The organism is Streptococcus sp. DD13 (assembly GCF_001578875.1).
GTDB lineage: Bacteria > Bacillota > Bacilli > Lactobacillales > Streptococcaceae > Streptococcus.
Genome location: NZ_KQ969506.1, coordinates 754502 through 772933, shown reverse-complemented (window position 1 = coordinate 772933; position 18432 = coordinate 754502). Strand labels below are relative to the sequence as shown.

The following is an 18432-nucleotide window of genomic DNA, read 5'->3' as shown; positions in this document are numbered from 1 at the left end:
GTTCCTTTTGGTTTTTTTGTGAATGGGATGACTTTTTCGAAAACGCTTGCATTTCCTGTCAATAAGCGTACAATAAAAGAAAAGAGGAAAAGGAGGCGGCCATGGAACAACACTGGTGGCATAAGGCAACAATCTATCAAATTTATCCTAAGTCATTTCTGGATTCAAACGGAGATGGGATGGGGGATTTGCAGGGAATTATCCGCAAGTTGGATTACTTACAAAAGTTGGGGGTGACCGCGATTTGGCTTTCCCCAGTCTACGATAGTCCCATGGATGACAATGGTTATGATATTGCCAATTATGAGGATATCGCAGCTATCTTTGGCACGATGGAAGATATGGATCAGCTCATCCAAGAAGCTCGTGCTCGCGATATTCGGATCATTATGGACTTAGTGGTCAATCATACTTCTGATGAGCATGCTTGGTTTATCGAAGCAAGAGAGCATCCGACTAGCCCTAAGCGTGATTTTTATATCTGGCGAGATGAACCCAACGATCTCACCTCGGCCTTTAGTGGTTCGGCTTGGCAATATGATGAAACATCCGGCCAATACTATCTTCATTTCTTTAGCAAGAAACAGCCGGATCTCAACTGGGAAAACCCTGTCCTTCGCCAAACAATCTATGACATGATGAATTTCTGGATTGACAAAGGGATCGGTGGATTTCGGATGGATGTGATCGATATGATTGGAAAAATTCCGGACCAAAAAATCGTTAACAACGGTCCGATGCTCCATCCTTACCTCAAGGAGATGAATCAAGCCACCTTTGGCCAGAAAGATCTTCTGACTGTCGGGGAGACCTGGGGGGCGAGCCCAGACAGCGCCAAACTTTATTCCAACCCAGACGGCAGTGAACTCTCCATGGTCTTTCAGTTTGAGCATATCGGCCTTCAATATCAAGAAGGTAAACCGAAATGGCAGTATCAAAAGGAACTTGATGTCCCTCGTTTAAAAGAAATTTTCAAGAAATGGCAGACTGAACTGGGTGTCAAGGAAGGATGGAACTCCCTTTTTTGGAACAATCATGATCTCCCGCGTGTCCTTTCCATCTGGGGGGATACTGGAGCATATCGAGAAAAGTCTGCCAAGGCCTTTGCCATTCTCCTTCATCTCCTACGGGGAACTCCTTATATTTACCAAGGAGAAGAGATTGGAATGACCAACTATCCCTTTACAGACATGAGCCAGATCCAAGATATTGAAAGTCAAAACTATGTCGCAGAGGCTCTAGAGCAAGGGCAAGATCTGGAGGAGCTCTTGTCTCAAGTTCGCATGGTGGGACGGGACAATGCACGGACACCTATGCAGTGGGATGGGACAAAACAGGCCGGATTTACACAGAGTGACCATCCTTGGCTTGCGGTAAACCCTAATTATAAAGAGATCAATGTGGAAGCCGCTTTGGCAAATCCTGATTCGATCTTTTATACCTATCAAAAGCTGGTCGAATTGCGTAAAAAAGAAGATTGGTTGATAGAAGCCGATTTCGAATTGCTGGAGACGGCTGATAAGGTCGTTGCCTACAAACGCAAAACCTATCAAGCTACTTACTTGATTCTTGTCAATCTCTCGGATCAAAAGCAAGTGGTGGATTTGGACTTGGGAAGGGCTCAAGTCATCATTTCCAATACTGATGTGACATCGCTTGTTCCCTTGCATCATTTAGACGCATGGGATGCTGTTTGTGTCCGACTCTAAAAATCAAAAGAAAACTCCACGAAGAAGCGTGTCAATGTCTTCGTGGAGTTTTTTGATGCTAGGATTTCCACTTGTTGCAGAAGCAAAAACTAGGAGCGACAACTATCACGAATCGTCAACTGGGTTCCTAGTGTCGTGAGAGTCGGAATTTTCGAGGGGGATAGGACTTGCTTATTCAGGATGTCCATGGCTGTTCGTCCCATTTCTTCGGTGTAGACTGTGATGGCGGATAGCTTGGGATAGACCTCTCGAGTGATGCTAGTATCATTAAAGGAAATCAAGCTGACCTGATCTGGGATAGATAAGCCCTTTTCTTGTAAGGCACGGAGGGCTCCTACAGCTAGCCGATCATTTGCGATAAAAAAGGCCTCAGGAAGATCCTCACCCAAGATACGGATCGCTTCCAGCATCAACTCATGTCCACTTGTCGTTGAAAAGTCGCCCGTAAAGACAAGACTTGGATCATAGAGTTGTTTTTCCATCAAATAGCTGGTATAGGTACTGACCCGTGGATCTTGGAGGACGACCTGCTTATCAGTTGTTGTTTCCTGTCCAGCAATCATACCGATTCGTTGATGCCCATGCTCGATAAAATAGTCCAAAACCTTGTGAACAGAGTTGGTGAAGTCGGCCATGACACAAGGATAGCCCTGGTTCAAGGTATCACTATCTACGAAGACGAGAGGGCAGTTGAGTCTTTCAAAGTCCGCTATTTGACGAGGACTAAACTTTCCAATCCCGATTGCCCCGATAACTTCTTCCCCTAAGCGAAAAGGCAAATCATTAAAGTAGCGTAAGATGCCATAATCCAACTCTTGAGCTCGCTTTTCTAACCCCATACGAATGTGGTAATAGTAGGAGTCGTCCAGCTCCTCTTTTTCTGCCACCCATTGGATGATGGCAATACTTTGTTTTATTTTTTTGAAATTCCCACTCTTTTGATGCCGTTGATACCCAAGTTCATCTGCGATGGTCAGGATTTTATGTCTGGTTTCTTCTGTCACTGCTAAGCTGTCATCCTTGTTGAGGACGCGGGAAATTGTCGCTAGGGAGTAGCCGGATAATTTTGAAATGTCTTTTAAAGTGGCCATATTTTTTCCTTTCTCCGATCAGTAAAATATATTTAATAAAATTTTAGTAAAATTATTGCAAATTGTCAAAAAGGAGAGTACACTGATAAGTAGAAAAGCAAGACATGGAGGATATCGATATGAAGATCAACGAATTAAGAAAAGAGTTTCGGCAAACTTTTGGGGTAGAGGCTGATCATACCTACTTTTCTCCCGGTCGGATCAATCTCATCGGAGAGCATACCGACTACAATGGAGGACATGTCTTTCCAGCAGCTATTACCCTAGGAACCTACGGTGCCGCCCGCAAACGTTCCGATAAAGTGATTCGATTTTTCTCTGGGAATTTTAAAGAAGAGGGAATCATCGAACTTTCAGTAGACCAGTTGGGATACGATGAAAGCCATAAATGGGCTAATTACCCCAAGGGGGTTCTTTATTTCTTACAACAAGCCGGCCATCCGATTGATTGTGGTATGGATATCTATATCTTTGGAACGATTCCAAACGGAGCAGGCTTATCGTCCTCCTCTTCTTTGGAGTTGCTTATGGGGGTCATTGCCCAAGACTTATTTGAACTCCCATTGGAGCGCTTAGACTTGGTCCAAATCGGAAAGCAGACGGAGAATGACTTTATTGGTGTTCAATCAGGCATCATGGACCAATTTGCAATCGGAATGGGGGCAGAGAATAGAGCCATTTACTTGGATACCAATCGCTTGGAGTACGATTTGGTCCCTCTGGATCTCAAAGATGCCGTCATTGTCATTATGAATACCAATAAGCGACGGGAGCTGGCTGATTCCAAGTACAATGAACGACGTTCAGAGTGTGAGGCAGCTCTTCGAGATTTACAGGCTGCTCTAGAAATCACTAGTCTGGGAGAGTTAGATCTGTGGACCTTTGACCAGTATAGTTATCTGATCCAAGAGCCTACCCACCTCAAACGCGCTCGTCACGCAGTGCTCGAAAATCAACGGACACTGGAAGCTCGAAAGGCTTTAGAAGCTGGGGATTTAGAGCGGTTTGGTCGGTTGATGAATGCTTCTCATGTCTCGCTGGAGCAGGATTACGAAGTGACCGGACAGGAGTTGGATGCCTTGGTCCATACGGCATGGAAACAAGAAGGAGTCCTAGGAGCGCGTATGACAGGTGCTGGTTTTGGAGGATGCGCCATTGCTCTTGTCCGTAAGGATGCCGTAGATGCTTTTCAAGATGCTGTGAATCAAGCTTACACAGCGAGCATCGGCTATGCTCCAAGCTTCTACATTGCAGAAGTATCTGGCGGAACGCACCGTTTAGATTGAGGGGGGCAATATGGAGAAGAATCTCGTACAAGCATTTGTCACCGCAGTGATTGAAAACAGTGACTTTGAAGAGCTGGATCGCGTCTACCTCACCAACCAGATTTATCGCCTCTTGGGAGAGGAAGTGGCGCAGGCTCAGACGACAGCAAGTGATCTGATCGACCTCAAGGACCAGTTGATCGAAGTAGCCTATCAGAAAAAAAACATCGGATCTAGTTTTGAAGAAAGGGAAATTGTGGGAAGCCAGCTTATGGATTTGGTGACCCCCCGACCAAGTCTGGTCAATCAGACATTTTGGCAGACTTATGAGAAAGATCCGGACCAGGCCATTGCTGATTTTTATGCCCTGAGTAAGCGCAATGACTATATCAAGCTCAAGGCAATCGCACAAAACATCATCTATCAGGCTCCAACCCAGTATGGAGAGTTGGAGATTACCATCAACTTGTCCAAGCCTGAAAAGGACCCTAAAGCCATCGCTGCTGCTAAGGAACTACCAGCTTCAGACTACCCCAAGTGCCAACTTTGTATGGAAAATGAAGGCTATCTAGGACGACTCAATCATCCTGCCAGGTCCAATCACCGTGTGATTCGCTTCCATATGGAGGACCAGGAATGGGGCTTTCAGTATTCACCCTATGCCTACTTTAACGAGCATGCCATTTTCTTTTATGGAAAACATGAGCCGATGCAGATTAGTCCCTTGACCTTTGAACGCCTTCTCTCCATCGTGGAAACATTTCCAGGATATTTCGCAGGGTCCAACGCAGACTTGCCGATCGTAGGAGGGTCCATCTTGTCTCATGAGCACTATCAAGGAGGACGCCATACTTTTCCAATGGAAGTTGCCGGCATCGAAGAGTATTTTGCGATTGCTGGATTTGAAGATATCGAGGCAGGAATCGTTCAATGGCCGATGTCGGTGATTCGATTGAAAAGTCAGAACAAAACTTCTCTCGTTCAGGCAGCGAGCAAGGTTCTAGCATGCTGGAAGGACTATTCAGATCCAGAGGCCCAGATTTTAGCGTCTTCCAACGGAGTTTCGCACCACACGATCACACCGATTGCGCGTCAAAAGAATGGACAGTTTGAATTAGACTTAGTCCTTCGGGATAACCAAACGTCAGGAGAATATCCGGACGGAATCTATCATCCGCATCCTGATGTCCAGCACATTAAGAAAGAAAATATTGGATTGATTGAAGTGATGGGCTTGGCTATTTTACCTCCTAGATTGAAAGCAGAATTAAAAGAAGTCGAAGAATACCTGCTAGGCCAACGTGATCAGGTAGCAGAGCTTCACCAAGACTGGGCCCGTTCGCTCAAGGAACACCATCCACAGGTGACACCAGATACGGTTCAATCCCTTGTACGCCAGTCTGTGGCGGAAATTTTTGCCCGTGTTTTGGAAGATGCAGGAGTCTACAAGACGGACGTAGCCGGTAGACAAGCCTTCAGACGCTTCCTAGACCAGCTTGCCTTGCCACAAGAATGATGCTAAAATAGAAAAACAAGACGGACAGTGCTTTGTTGTTGAAGCGGAGCTGATAAACCGACCTTGAGGATGGTCGTTAAATGGAAAAGGAAAGGAAGAAAGATGGGAATTTTAGTATTGGGAGGAGCTGGTTATATCGGCTCTCATATGGTGGATCGCCTCATTGAAAAAGGGCAAGAACGTGTCGTTGTCGTGGATAACCTTGTGACAGGACACCGAGCTGCGATCCATCCCCAAGCCAGCTTTTATGAAGGAGATCTAGCAGATCAAGACTTTATGCGACGCGTTTTTCAGGAAAATCCTGACATAGATGCGGTGATCCACTTTGCAGCCTATTCATTGGTTGCGGAGTCGATGGAACAGCCACTCAAGTATTTTGATAACAACACCGCTGGGATGGTCAAGCTCCTAGAAGTAATGAACGAATGTGGTGTCAAAAAGATTGTCTTTTCATCGACAGCGGCGACTTATGGCATTCCAGAGCAAATTCCGATCTTAGAAACGACACCTCAAAAGCCTATTAATCCTTATGGTGAAAGCAAATTGATGATGGAAACCATCATGAAGTGGTCTGACCAGGCTTATGGGATTCAATATGTTCCTCTTCGTTATTTCAATGTAGCTGGGGCGAAACCAGATGGATCGATCGGTGAAGACCATGGCCCAGAAACGCACCTTCTCCCTATTATCCTTCAAGTAGCCCAAGGAAAACGAGATAAGATCATGATTTTTGGGGATGACTACCAGACACCAGATGGGACCAATGTCCGCGACTACGTCCACCCATTTGATTTGGCAGACGCCCACCTACTAGCTGTAGAATATCTCCGAAAAGGTCATCCATCCACAGCCTTTAACCTGGGTTCCTCTACTGGATTTTCCAATCTTCAAATTCTTGAAGCAGCACGCAAGGTGACGGGAAAAGACATTCCAGCCGAAAAAGCGGACCGTCGTCCAGGAGACCCAGATACTCTGATCGCCTCTTCAGAGAAGGCCCGGCAGGTTTTAGGCTGGCAGCCACAATTTGATAACATCGAAAAAATCATTGCCACAGCCTGGGAATGGCATCGTCTTCATCCAGATGGCTATGCAGATAGGGAGTAAAGAGAGTGGGACAGAAATCGGTCATTCGGTAGAATTCGATTTCGTCCTCCCACCTCCGCACAGTGGAGTAGGGCTGTAAAAGCGGATGAAATCAGCCTAGTAGAGCCCACTCAACCACTGCATCTTGCTGGACCATCCAAAAATAATGGAGAGGCTAGGACTTTTGTCCCAGCCTCTTTTTTGACCAAACGGATTGAAAGGTGTGTGTCTCAGTCTGATGAGGGGGAAAATGTTCAGTGATGAAAAGAGCTATAGCAAAAACATATAACTTCATCAAAGAAATAGGATTAGCGCAATGTCGCTTTCTCCTTGTGAACACTAGATTCACATAGTATAATGAAAATATTCATCTTATAGAAGAAAACTAGAAAGAAATAGAGGACACTTTATGACACAGACCCATGCCCCACACAGAGTAGACCATGTTGGATCCTTCCTTCGTCCACAAGAGCTGATTCAAGCGCGTGAAGAGTTTAATGCAGGAAAGATTGATCAAGCAGCTTTGACAGAAGTGGAAGATCAAGCCATTCGCGACTTGGTCAAAAAAGAGATCCAGGCAGGACTCAAATCCGTGACAGACGGGGAATTCCGCAGGGCTTATTGGCATCTAGACTTCTTCTGGGGATTCGGAGGGATTGATCACGTTCAAGCAGAAGTAGGTTACCAATTTCATGACGAAACGACTAAAGCAGACTCAGCCTTGATCGTGGCACCGATTACAGGTGAGAACCATCCTTTCGTTAAGCACTTCACTTTCTTGCGTGACTTGGTCGCTGATGTAGATGGAGTAGAAGCTAAGTACACCATTCCAGCACCTTCTCAGTTTTACTTTGAGTTGATCCGTGATGCCGAACACGTTGCCCAACTCAATCGGATTTATCCTGATTTCGCGGATGTTCGTCAGGCGATTCAGAAAGCATATTTGCAAGTCATCCAAGATTTGTATGAAGCTGGATTGCGGACCCTTCAAATCGATGATTGTACTTGGGGCGTCCTTGTCGACGACAACTTCTTGACAGCATGGGGAGCCCCTCAATCTAAGAGCAAAGATCAAGTACGTCAAGAGTTAGCAGACCTCTTCTTGACCTTAAACAATGATGTCTACGAAAACATTCCTCAAGGCTTAACCTTGACCACCCATGTTTGTCGTGGGAATTTCCATTCTACCTGGGCTTCATCTGGAGGATATGCACCGATTGCAGAAGAATTACTGAACAAAGAAAAAGTAGATGCCTATTTCTTGGAGTTCGATACAGATCGTGCGGGTGGCTTTGAGCCCCTTGAAAAGGTTACTCCAGGAAAAGGAGTTGTTCTAGGTCTTTTAACCTCAAAAAGTGGCCAACTGGAAGATAAGGCAGAGGTGATTGCCCGTATCAAAGAAGCCAGTCAATATGTTCCCCTAGAAAACCTCTATCTTTCTACCCAATGTGGCTTTGCCTCAACAGAGGAAGGAAATATCCTAACTGAAGAAGATCAATGGAAGAAGATCGCCCTCATCCAAGAAATCGTGGATGAAGTTTGGGGATAAAATGAGTTAAAATCCCAAAAAGGTAGCTCGAAGGAGCTCCTTTTTTGTGACTAAAAACCCCTTCTCTTGAGTGAGAAGGGGAATCGCCTTATAGCAGGAAGAAATCAAATTTTCTTGGTTTGTGAGATTTTAATCGCATCAGGTACAGGGCGAACCCGCTTGATATCCGGCAGCAGGATGATACTGGTTCGAGAGCGAGAAAAATCCTTAAGAACCACTTGATGGGAGTCAAGTCGAGCAATGTCACCCGTAAAACTCTTTTGTCCGTAAATGACGTGGACAGCCTTGCCTGCCTTCTGAGCTTGTTCCAGCTGGTGTAAGGTTTCCTCTGTCTCGATGGTGTCATCCCCCGGAATATCCTCTTCAGGGTCGACCATTCCTTCTAAAAAATTGTGTAGCCGTTCCAAAAGTGGCTGAAAAAACTTTTTCATAGAAAAAACCTCTCTTCCTTGATAAAATAATAATATAGAAATTTTAAAAAAATAACAAGCCTTTACGAATAAATAAATAGGAGGAAAAGATGGCTACATTTACATTTGAGATTGAAGAAAAACTGTTGGTCTTATCCGAAAATGACAAGGGATGGACGAAAGAACTAAATCGTGTATCGTTTAATGGTGCACCAGCTAAATATGATATTCGCACCTGGAGTCCTGACCATGAAAAGATGGGGAAAGGAATTACCTTATCCAATGAAGAGTTTCAAGTGCTGGTAGATGCTTTTTCCAATCACAAATAAAAGAAGAGGCTGGGACAAAAGTCCCAGCCTCTCAATTGTTTTTGGATTGTCGAGCAAGACGCAGTGGTTGAGTGGGCACTACTAGGCTGATTTCATCCGCTTTTACAGCTCGACTCAACTGTGCGGAGGTGGGACGACGAAATCGAATTCTAACGAATGACCGATTGCTGTCCCACTCTCTTATTTTTGTTCCCTCCAATAAGGTTCTTTTTCAAGAATGGGACGTAGTAAGACAGTGAAGCAGACGGTCGCAAAAATCTTGAGGATTCCTGTCCAGATGAAGGGCAGGACGGTGACCGCTAGAGCTTGTTGTAAAGGGATTTTTGTGACCAAAGTATAAAACCAGGCCCCCCCCTGCCAGGGTAATGGCGACACCGAGCACATTGACTAAAAAAATCCAAATGGGATGGCTCTTGAGCGTGACCAAGGAGGAGGTTAAAGCAGCGTAAATCAAGAAGGCCCAAAGAAAACCACCAGTTGGTCCAATCAAGACCTGAAAGCCCCCATGAAAGCCCGCAAAGACGGGGAGCCCAATCGCACCTAATAGCAAGTAGAGGGAGACACTTGCAATCGCCTCTCTTGGGGCAAATAAGGTTGCAAGGAGGCCGATTGCCAAGGTTTGGAGGGTAAAAGGAACAGGGCCAAGAGGCACTGCAATCTGTGATAAGGCTGCGATTAATGCAGCACCGATGGCACTGTAGACCAATGAACGAATCGGATTTGTTTTCATAATTGTTACCTTTCTTAAATAAACAGGGTAACATAACTATACCATGGACAGACGCGTCTGTCAAGCGGTTCAAGAACCAAGATTCGTAACACTGGTCAGTATATCCGAGTGAAGACATGGAAAAACCACTTGAACAATTAGAGAATCTTGGAAAGCCAGTATTGTGATAGCGATCATGGATTCTATAGGAGTTCAAGTGGCTTTTGATTAGGAGCGACCGTTTCGTTTCTGGTATTCTCGGAATCGACGGGCACTATGTAAAAACTCGTTTAGCAAAGCAAGGAGTGTCAGCGTCACTAAAATCCGTTCCAATGGACCGCTGATCCATTGAAAGAGGATATTTGCAAAGGTGAAGAGGATGAGCCCAAGGGAAAAGATGGTCAGGTAACGATTTTGAATCATAGTGGTCTCCTTTAACGCATGGTTACAAATTCTTCTGAGCCGGTTGGGTGGATGGCAACCGTTGCATCGAAGTCTGCCTTGGTGGCCCCCATCTTGATCGCAACTGCAAAGCCTTGAATCATTTCATCGACACCATACCCTAGTCCGTGAAGACCCACGACCTTCTCTTCTGGTCCCACGGTGACCAGCATGAGTCGTACTTCTTGCCGGTGTTGGGTGACAGCTGTATACATGGAAGAAAAAGTAGACGTGTAGACCTTGACCTGGTCTGCTCCATACTGTTTGATCGCATCCTTTTCTGTTAGTCCAACGGTTCCAAGGGCTGGGTGGGAGAAGATGACAGTTGGAATGGTCGAATAATCCATTTTTGCATCGTGTTGACCATTGAATAGACGTTCTGCCAAAGTCCGTCCAGCTTTAATGGCAACGGGTGTCAGCTCACGCTCTCCAGAGACATCTCCTAGTGCATAAATACCGGGAGTTGATGTGTTTTGGAAAGCATCCACCTTGATAAAGCCGCGATCGGTTAGTTCGACATTGGCCGCCTGAAGATTGAGCTGGTCTACATTCGCCTCGCGACCAATGGCCCAGAGGACCACCTTATTTTGGTGGGTCGTCCCATCTTCAAAGTGCAAAAGAAGGTCATCCCCGTTAGCTTCTAGTTTAGACGGAATCTTGTGTGTATGGAGTTGGATGCCAGAATCTTTCATCTCTGTGACTAGACCATCTAAAAGGTAGGCATCAAAGTAGCGTAATGGAGATTCTTTCCGGACAAAAAGGTCGACTTTGACACCCAGGTTATTTAGGACCCCAGCCATTTCGACAGCGATATAACCAGCCCCAACGATGGCGATGGATTCAGGAAGTTCTTCCCAATTAAAAATGTCATCCGAAAAAATACCCAGTTCTTGTCCAGGAATGCCTGGAAGACTCGGTCTAGCTCCCGTTGCGATCAAAATATGTTTGGCACGAATGAGTTCACCTGCGACTTCTACTGTATGGGCATCGACAAACTTAGCATAGCCTTCGATGAGGGTGACTCCGTTGCGCTCAAATTGATTGCCATACGATTGGCGGGAGCGTTGGACATAGGCATCTCGATTTTTTTTCAAAGTTTGGAAGTCAAAATCGAGCTTGTCCGCAGAAAAGCCATAATCGGGTCCATATTTGGCAAAGGTCTCTGCTACATTGGCCCCATACCACATGATTTTCTTGGGTACACAGCCAATATTGACACAGGTACCGCCCAGGAGGCCTCCTTCAATCACTGCAGCCTTAGCCCCATGCATGGCTGCTCGGTTCATAGCGGCGCTTCCTCCGGAACCACCACCGATTGAAATAATATCAAATTCTCTCATATTTTCTTCTCCTGATTGATAATGATCTGACCTCATTGTACTCTTTTTAGGAAGAATTTGCTCAGATTTGATATGGGAAAAGCTAGTCGAAGCGAGGAAGGGGACAGTGGAGAGAGACAAAATCAGTCTGAAGACGGATGTTCTTGATAGAAAGATCGGATATACTATAGTCATCCTAAATATTTTCATAATCTCCTAAAAACTACCTGGGAATCTATTTCCAGGTAGTTTTTTGTGTTAGAAAAGTGTTGTAAAAATGAGTTGGAGGTTGAGAATGGTTAACAAAATGGCAATCCCATAGGCTAGGAAGGTATTCCATTTTGCATTGACAAATTCTCCCAGGATTTCTTTTTTTGATGTGAAGTAAACCAACGGAAAAATAGAAAAAGGTAGGGCGATGGAGAGAAAAACCTGAGAGTAGACGAGAAGATTATCTAGGACACTTTCCTTGTCACCAAATAAAAAGGCTACTATGATAACCGGTAACAAGGCCAGGAACCGTGTCAAGAGACGTACGACCCACTGTGGTAAACGAAAGCGAAGGAAGCCTTCCATAACAATCTGCCCAGTCAAGGTTCCGGTGATGGTCGAGTTTTGACCGCTCGCTAAAAGGGCCACCGCAAATAGGGTCGAGAGAAAAGGACTAGCGATTGCACCTGCGATTTGATTGTTTTGTAGGGCATCATACATGCTAGAAAAAGCACCGATTTCAGAAGCATGTCCAAAGAAGAGGGCAGCACCTAAAATCAGAAGCAAGGAATTGACAACAAAAGCCAAGCTCAGTTCGATATTGGAGTCCCAGGTCATAAAGCGCACGGCTCTTCGGATATCCTTTGGATCGTCATAGTCCACTTTACGCGTCTGTGAGATGGAAGAGTGGAGATAGAGGTTGTGAGGCATGACGGTCGCACCAATAATCCCCAAGGCCAAAGTCAGGGCTTGCCCACCATTTGATAGGCCGATGCCCAATACTTCCTTTTGAGGGAGATATCCTTGCGCAATTCCCGCCCAGTCTGGTCGTGATAGAAGGACTAGATAGACAAAGATAGCCAAGATGGTGAGGATTAAGGTGGAGACGATGGCTTCGATCTTTCGAAATCCTAATCGCATCAGTCCAAGCAATAAAAAGACATCAAAAATCGTAATCAAAATCGAAAACAGCAGGGGCCAGCCAAAGAGCAGATGGAGGGCAATCCCTGATCCAATGACTTCTGCCAAATCAGTGGCCATCAGGGCTAACTCGATGACGACCCACAAAAGGTAGCGTAACCAAGTGGGCAAGTGTGTCGCGGTCGTTTGCGCTAGATCTTTCCGATGGACGATCCCTAATTTGCCAGCCATTTGTTGTAGCTGCATGGCGATCAAGGACGAAAATAGAATAACAGATAGTAGTAAGTAGCGAAAGTTTGCTCCTCCTACAACACTTGTAATCCAATTTCCTGGATCCATATAGCCGACTGCGACCAGACTTCCAGGTCCGGAAAAAAGAAAGAGATTCTTCCAAAAGGAAGCTTTTTTAGGGACAGCGATAGATTGGTTAATTTCCTGTAGAGACTTTTTTTCAGTATCGTTGCTCGACATAGAGACCTGCTTTCAAAAGATAGAATAAAGAGATTATACCACAATTAACCAGGGGAGAATACAGTGGATTCCAATGAAGCACCGGATCCTCATCGCAAAGGTGACACAGTAGCTGAAGATCAATTCACCGTCCTCACCATAGAAGACAATACCCAAAACGGCAGGCAGGTCATGATTAAGAAAGCGCATACATTGCTTTGCTTTTATGCTATACTATAAGGGGATTAACCTTCATTTCTTTAGAAAATACCATAAGGAGAGCGATATGAAATCAAGGAGCAAATGGTTTTTTGTCAGTCTATTCATTTTAAGTTTAGGGGGAATCGGGATGGTCATCTTGTATCAACAAAGAGCGCAGGAAGAAACAGAACTGACTCGTCATGAGCAGGAGCGGATGGCACTGTACTTAGTGAACCATTATGAAGGTGTTGAAGAGATAGAGTTTCAAGACTTTTATACTGATCAAAAAACCGGCTATGTGAGTAGTCAAGCTAGAGTAAATAATGAGTCAACTGTAACGATATTCTCAGCGGGAATAGATGGGAATATATCTGTTGATTATCATACTAATTTTAAATTAAAAAGAAGCGAGAACAAATTAGATATTACGTTAGATACGATTAAACTAAAATATAATAGGGATTGATATGATAGGAAGCGATAAAGATTATAATGAACTTGCCGGTAGAGTATACCATGTAGATACAAATAAGTCTGATCGAAAACCGATTTCTGAAGATATGAAAATATTAAACGGCAAATACCAAGTCCTCGCCACCGAAGACAACACCCAAAACGGCATGCGGGTCATGGCGACAGCAGCTATCATTGCTAGAAACGGATACAAATCAAGATAAGGAGGGAGATATGAAATTAAGGAAAAAATGGCTTTTTATCAGTCTATTCATTTTAATGTTAGGGGGAATTGGGATGGTGATCTTGTATCAACAAAGAGCGCAGGAAGAAACAGAACTGATTCGTCATGAGCAGGAGCGGATGGCACTGTACTTAGTGAACTATTATGAAGGTGTAGAAGAGATAGAGTTTACTAGTTTCAGACAGAATTCAGCAACTGGAACTTGGTCGGCTAATGCAACTGTCAATGGTGATATTCATATTACTCTTTCAGTCATAAACTTGAACTCTGAAGGTGAAATAGGGATTGGCAATCATATAAAGCAGAGCAACAATAAGAAATTAATAAAAAAACGAATTTGGGGAATCTTACAGATATATCCACGGTAACAGATATAAATATAAATTACTGGAGAGGTTAGAATGATTACAGAGCAAAGCTATCATTATTTAGCGGATCAAGATAAGGAAGGAGATATGAAACCAAGGAGCAAATGGCTTTTTATCAGTCTATTCATTTTAATGTTAGGGGGAATCGGGATGGTGATCTTGTATCAACAACGGGCAAAGGAAGAAGCAGAACTGATTCGCCACGAGCAGGAGCGGATGGCACTGTATTTAGTGAACCATTATGAGGGTGTAGAAGAGATAGAGTTTGAAAAAATTGAAAATAATAAGACGACAGGTTCTATGACAGCTCTGTTATTTATCAATAAAAATATTGAAATGGAAATAACGTTTTTTCAATTTAATGATTCAGTTGACAAGTATGTGGTCAGTTGGAGTCAAAAGAATAATTTAAAAGCAAAGGATGAAACAGCTCATCAGCAAAATTTAGAAAATATTAAAATAAAATATTGGAGTAATAGATGGTGATAACAGATGAAAATTATAATGAAATCGCAGACGGCGTTTATAGAGTTGATTCTGGGAAAACAACACATTCTTGGAAAAAAGGAAAAACCTTTGAATCCGGCGGGCACACCTTCCAAGTAATCACCACCGAAGACAACCCTCAAAACGTCATGCAGGCCACGGTTAAGAAAGCGCATACATTGATTTGCTTTTATGCTATACTATAAGGGGATTAACCTTCATTTCTTTATAACATACCATAAGGAGAGCGACATGAAACAAAAGAAAAAATGGCTTTTTGTAAGTCTATTCATTTTAATGTTAGGCGGTATCGGGATGGTGATTTTGAACGCTGTACGGCACAAATCCGAACAGGAGCAACAAAGGAATCTGGAGACTAGTATCGCAAAAATGCTGGTTAATGATTATGAAGGAATTGATCAAATCGAGTTTAATGGATGGAGCCAATCTCCTGAAACTGGGACTTGGCACACTACAATAATCTTAAATCGTGAGAACAGAATCAGTATAAATTTTAGAAGTTTATCTGGTTTAAACGAAATTAGTGGAGGAAGGTATAATTCGGGGACCTTTCATTTGACGAAGAAGGTAGAGGCGGATGAGTTTTCTCCAGTAGGGAAACGAATAGATGAAATAGAAAATATATCATTAGATGGTATCAATATTATCTATTCAAGTGAGAAAGGGAAGTAAAATGCCAATCCCTGATAGTTCCTATAAAGAATTTGCAGATATAGTTTATAATGTAGAATCGCTCAAAGCTCAAGCGAATGACACGGACCCAGTTGTTGTGAACGATATAATTTTTGATACTACAACACAAAAGCAATTCCAAGTCCTCGCCACCGAAGACAATACCCAAAACGCATGCAGGCCATGGCGACAGCAGCTGTCATTGCTAGAAACGGATACAAATCAAGATAAGGAGGGAGATATGAAATCAAGGAGCAAATGGCTTTTTATCAGTCTCTTCATTTTAATTTTAGGAGGTGTCGGGATGGTGATTTTGTATCAACAGCGGGCAAAGGAAGAAGCAGAACTGATTCGCCACGAGCAGGAGCGGATGGCTTTGTATGCTTACAATAACTTTGAAGGCGTTGAAAAGGTGGAGTTTACAAGTTTTGAGGAAAATATTATGACTGGAACATGGGACAGTGAAGTCGTTATAAACGGAGAGTATCATGTTATTTTAACATTATGGGGATTTGGAGGAGATATCACAGTCAGTAAAGGAAGAAATGACAAGGGAGACTATCTACGACCTAAAAATCCAGAATCGAATGTTTCTTCATTAAAATCGGTAAACATTATATACTGGAAGGGAAATTAAATGATTAGCGATAGAGATTACAATACTCTAGCGAATGACGTTTATAAAGTTGATTCAGGAAAAGCACCCGATATTCATCGCAAAGGTGACACAGTAGCGGAAGATCAATTCCACGTCCTCGGCACCGAAGACAACAGCCAAAACGGCATGCAAGCCATGGCGACAGTAGCTGTCATTGCTAGAAACGGATACAAATCAAGATAAGGAGGGTGATATGAAATTAAGGAGCAAATGGCTTTTTATCAGTCTATTTATTTTAATGTTAGGGGGAATCGGGATGGTGATTTTGTATCAACAAAGGGCAAAGGAAGAAGCAGAACTGATTCGCCACGAGCAGGAGCGGATGGTATTGTATGTTGCTTCAAATTATGAGGGAGTGATGAAGGTACAATTCACGAAGCATTTTTACAATAGTTCAACAGGAACATATGAATTTTATGCTACAGTAAATGATAAAACTAAAGTGAATTTTACATTATGGGGCTTAGATGGTGAAATTGGTATGAGTCAACTTTTATCTCAAAATTCTGGAGCTGAGTTGATTCGTCTAGAAAATAGAAAGGAATTCAACATATCAGACATTGAAGTTATATATTTAGGAGATTAGGATGATTACAGATAGAGACTATAATAATATAGCGAATGACGTTTATAAAGTTGATTCCGGAAAAACACCGGATCCTCATCGCAAAGGTGACACAGTAGCTGAAGATCAATTCACTGTCTTCACCATAGAAAACAATACCCCAAAACGGCATGCAGGTCATGATTAAGAAAGCGCATACATTGCTTTGCTTTTATGCTATACTATAAGGAAATTAGCCTTAATTTCTTTATAACATACCATAAGGAGAGCGACATGAAACAAAAGAAAAAATGGCTTTTTATCAGTCTATTCATTTTAATGTTAGGGGCAATCGGGATGGTGATCTTGTATCAACAAAGGGCAAAGGAAGAAGCAGAACTGATCCGTCACGAGCAGGAGCGGATGGCCTTGTATGCTTACAATAACTATGAAGGGGTCGAAAAGGTTGAATTTACAAGCTTCGAGTACAATATGAAGACAGGTTCTTGGAGTAGCGGTGTTCGAATCAATGATAAATATACTGGAACTTTTAAGTTATGGGGATTTGGTGGAGAGATTTACTTGAACGGTGGACAAGCTGAAGATGGCACGGACCTGATGTTAAAAGATAAAAAAACTGCATACACAATTCTAACTGATGTTGAAATTATATTTTATGAAAGATGGTCAGCATGATTACAGAAATGGATTATAAAGAAATTGCAGAAGCTGTATATGATATTGATATCTTAAATGGTAATCACACCCCCCGACAAGGGGAACAGATAATTAGAAAAAAATACCAACTCCTCGCCACCGAAGACAACACTCAAAACGGTATGCAGGCCATGGCGGTAGCGCCGGTCGTGGATAGGAAGGTCGATACATCGGAGATTGTCATTGCCTACGCAGGGACCAATGCTTCAGACTCTAAAGACCTTGGGACAGACCTGGAAGTAGTCGTTTCCGGAAGGAAAGATCACAAGACTTGGAAAGCAAGGAAAGATAGTGTACCGGATGCTGACATAGGTTACGCGCAAGATGTGTATTTCCCACCGGCTTTACCGAGGGAAGAAGAACCGTTCGACTACGTCGAAGTCCCTACCCATCTTGGAAGTGCCTATGAATTCGCAGATGCTATCCATGCCCGCTATCCCAATTCCTATATCAGCTATACAGGTCATTCCTTAGGCGGTTTTTTAGCCTTGATCATCGCCATTAAGCATCAGAGCCCAGCGACTGTCTACAATGCACCGAGTCCACTGGACCATTTGACCGAAGAAAATCTTAACTTTTTAAAGAAAAACAAGGACTTGTATGCTCGATTTCAAGTTGATTATGATTTGATTGGGAATTTTGGGACCTATGATCCAACCCTCGTTTTACAAATGAATCAAAAGAGAGAAGACCCCCTAGGTATCACTTATAGAGTGCCAGGGAGAGCGTTTTCTCCATGGGGTTTCGTCTTTGATATAGGGGAAACCACGAATAATGTGATGGCTAACCACCAGTTGGACAACTTTTCATTCAATGAATGGGGGCAGGTTATCGGAGCAAGTGGACAGCCATTGCGCTTGGTCAGCGCAGAGGATATCAAAAGAAAATGGCGATTCCAACAGCTGCGCGAGGGAGAACGGGCACGCTTTCTGTCGCTCGGGCAACTCGCCACACGACTAAAAGGAGAAGGTGGTGGACTATCTCAATCAGAGCGCATCTATCTAGATAGTGAGCAAGCAAAGGCCTTAGCGTGGAGCCTCCGAAAGGAAATAGAAGAGATGGAAGG

23 protein-coding genes and 1 pseudogene are annotated in these 18432 nt (G+C 43.6%); 18 read left to right on the top strand and 6 right to left on the bottom strand.

The window, feature by feature from the left end; genetic code table 11:
• Positions 1-101: 101 nt before the first annotated feature.
• Positions 102-1709 carry a glycoside hydrolase family 13 protein gene (locus STRDD13_RS03545; protein WP_067101952.1) on the top strand — a complete coding sequence of 536 codons (1608 nt, stop codon included), beginning with the start codon at positions 102-104 and terminating at the stop codon, positions 1707-1709.
• Between the two features lie 89 nt (positions 1710-1798).
• Here STRDD13_RS03545 and STRDD13_RS03540 read toward each other — a convergent pair whose 3' ends face one another.
• Entirely contained in the window at positions 1799-2800 is a 1002-nt protein-coding gene (locus STRDD13_RS03540; RefSeq protein WP_067101949.1) for a LacI family DNA-binding transcriptional regulator, read from the bottom strand.
• Between the two features lie 119 nt (positions 2801-2919).
• Here STRDD13_RS03540 and STRDD13_RS03535 point away from each other — a divergent pair, with 119 nt between their 5' ends.
• The 4 genes from STRDD13_RS03535 to STRDD13_RS03520 all read left to right on the top strand — a co-directional run bounded on the left by STRDD13_RS03535 (position 2920) and on the right by STRDD13_RS03520 (position 8213).
• On the top strand, positions 2920-4086 hold the full coding sequence (locus tag STRDD13_RS03535; RefSeq protein WP_082781204.1) for a galactokinase: 1167 nt from the start codon (positions 2920-2922) through the stop codon (positions 4084-4086).
• A 10-nt stretch (positions 4087-4096) separates the two neighbouring features.
• Positions 4097-5581, top strand: coding sequence for a UDP-glucose--hexose-1-phosphate uridylyltransferase (galT, locus tag STRDD13_RS03530; RefSeq protein WP_067101944.1), 1485 nt, complete (start codon positions 4097-4099; stop codon positions 5579-5581).
• Positions 5582-5683: 102 nt separating this feature from the next.
• Entirely contained in the window at positions 5684-6685 is a 1002-nt protein-coding gene (gene galE, locus STRDD13_RS03525; protein ID WP_067101941.1) for a UDP-glucose 4-epimerase GalE, read from the top strand.
• Positions 6686-7073: 388 nt separating this feature from the next.
• On the top strand, positions 7074-8213 hold the full coding sequence (locus STRDD13_RS03520) for a 5-methyltetrahydropteroyltriglutamate--homocysteine S-methyltransferase (protein ID WP_067101938.1): 1140 nt from the start codon (positions 7074-7076) through the stop codon (positions 8211-8213).
• Between the two features lie 104 nt (positions 8214-8317).
• On the opposite strand, the gene STRDD13_RS03515 is transcribed toward STRDD13_RS03520, so the two are convergent.
• Positions 8318-8644: a hypothetical protein gene (locus tag STRDD13_RS03515; RefSeq protein WP_067101936.1), complete on the bottom strand. Its 327-nt coding sequence runs from the start codon at positions 8642-8644 to the stop codon at positions 8318-8320.
• An 89-nt stretch (positions 8645-8733) separates the two neighbouring features.
• On the opposite strand from STRDD13_RS03515, the gene STRDD13_RS03510 reads away from it, so the two are divergent.
• Positions 8734-8952 carry a YdbC family protein gene (locus STRDD13_RS03510; protein ID WP_067101933.1) on the top strand — a complete coding sequence of 73 codons (219 nt, stop codon included), beginning with the start codon at positions 8734-8736 and terminating at the stop codon, positions 8950-8952.
• 180 nt (positions 8953-9132) lie between these two features.
• On the opposite strand, the pseudogene STRDD13_RS03505 reads toward STRDD13_RS03510, so the two are convergent.
• From STRDD13_RS03505 to STRDD13_RS03490, 4 genes and pseudogenes are all read right to left on the bottom strand, one after another.
• A pseudogene (locus STRDD13_RS03505) lies at positions 9133-9682 on the bottom strand (biotin transporter BioY).
• Between the two features lie 207 nt (positions 9683-9889).
• The gene (locus STRDD13_RS03500; protein WP_067101929.1) at positions 9890-10084 is read right to left on the bottom strand and encodes a hypothetical protein; all 195 of its coding nucleotides are present in this window, start codon (positions 10082-10084) and stop codon (positions 9890-9892) included.
• Between the two features lie 11 nt (positions 10085-10095).
• Positions 10096-11442, bottom strand: coding sequence for a glutathione-disulfide reductase (gene gorA, locus STRDD13_RS03495; protein WP_067103181.1), 1347 nt, complete (start codon positions 11440-11442; stop codon positions 10096-10098).
• Between the two features lie 237 nt (positions 11443-11679).
• Positions 11680-13023, bottom strand: a complete 1344-nt coding sequence (locus tag STRDD13_RS03490; RefSeq protein WP_067101926.1) for an Nramp family divalent metal transporter — start codon at positions 13021-13023, stop codon at positions 11680-11682.
• Between the two features lie 265 nt (positions 13024-13288).
• Here STRDD13_RS03490 and STRDD13_RS03485 point away from each other — a divergent pair, with 265 nt between their 5' ends.
• From STRDD13_RS03485 to STRDD13_RS08590, 12 genes are all read left to right on the top strand, one after another.
• On the top strand, positions 13289-13669 hold the full coding sequence (locus STRDD13_RS03485; RefSeq protein ID WP_067101923.1) for a hypothetical protein: 381 nt from the start codon (positions 13289-13291) through the stop codon (positions 13667-13669).
• Position 13670: 1 nt separating this feature from the next.
• Entirely contained in the window at positions 13671-13880 is a 210-nt protein-coding gene (locus STRDD13_RS03480; protein ID WP_067101920.1) for a hypothetical protein, read from the top strand.
• Between the two features lie 10 nt (positions 13881-13890).
• On the top strand, positions 13891-14268 hold the full coding sequence (locus STRDD13_RS03475) for a hypothetical protein (protein ID WP_231852554.1): 378 nt from the start codon (positions 13891-13893) through the stop codon (positions 14266-14268).
• A 33-nt stretch (positions 14269-14301) separates the two neighbouring features.
• The gene (locus STRDD13_RS03470; RefSeq protein WP_231852553.1) at positions 14302-14754 is read left to right on the top strand and encodes a hypothetical protein; all 453 of its coding nucleotides are present in this window, start codon (positions 14302-14304) and stop codon (positions 14752-14754) included.
• Positions 14748-14960 carry a hypothetical protein gene (locus tag STRDD13_RS03465; RefSeq protein WP_067101917.1) on the top strand — a complete coding sequence of 71 codons (213 nt, stop codon included), beginning with the start codon at positions 14748-14750 and terminating at the stop codon, positions 14958-14960. Before STRDD13_RS03470 ends, STRDD13_RS03465 begins: the two co-directional genes overlap by 7 nt.
• 46 nt (positions 14961-15006) lie before the next feature.
• Positions 15007-15447: a hypothetical protein gene (locus STRDD13_RS03460; RefSeq protein ID WP_067101915.1), complete on the top strand. Its 441-nt coding sequence runs from the start codon at positions 15007-15009 to the stop codon at positions 15445-15447.
• Position 15448: 1 nt separating this feature from the next.
• Positions 15449-16084 carry a hypothetical protein gene (locus STRDD13_RS08705; protein ID WP_067101912.1) on the top strand — a complete coding sequence of 212 codons (636 nt, stop codon included), beginning with the start codon at positions 15449-15451 and terminating at the stop codon, positions 16082-16084.
• A complete protein-coding gene (locus STRDD13_RS03450; protein ID WP_082781167.1) occupies positions 16085-16288 on the top strand; it encodes a hypothetical protein in 204 nt (67 codons plus the stop codon).
• Between the two features lie 10 nt (positions 16289-16298).
• On the top strand, positions 16299-16691 hold the full coding sequence (locus STRDD13_RS03445; RefSeq protein WP_067101908.1) for a hypothetical protein: 393 nt from the start codon (positions 16299-16301) through the stop codon (positions 16689-16691).
• Between the two features lies 1 nt (position 16692).
• Positions 16693-16857, top strand: coding sequence for a hypothetical protein (locus STRDD13_RS08435; protein ID WP_156471240.1), 165 nt, complete (start codon positions 16693-16695; stop codon positions 16855-16857).
• Between the two features lie 86 nt (positions 16858-16943).
• The gene (locus STRDD13_RS03440; RefSeq protein ID WP_231852552.1) at positions 16944-17345 is read left to right on the top strand and encodes a hypothetical protein; all 402 of its coding nucleotides are present in this window, start codon (positions 16944-16946) and stop codon (positions 17343-17345) included.
• On the top strand, positions 17342-18432 hold a 1091-nt coding region (locus STRDD13_RS08590), incomplete at its 3' end, for a hypothetical protein (RefSeq protein WP_067101905.1). The genes STRDD13_RS03440 and STRDD13_RS08590, both read left to right, overlap by 4 nt.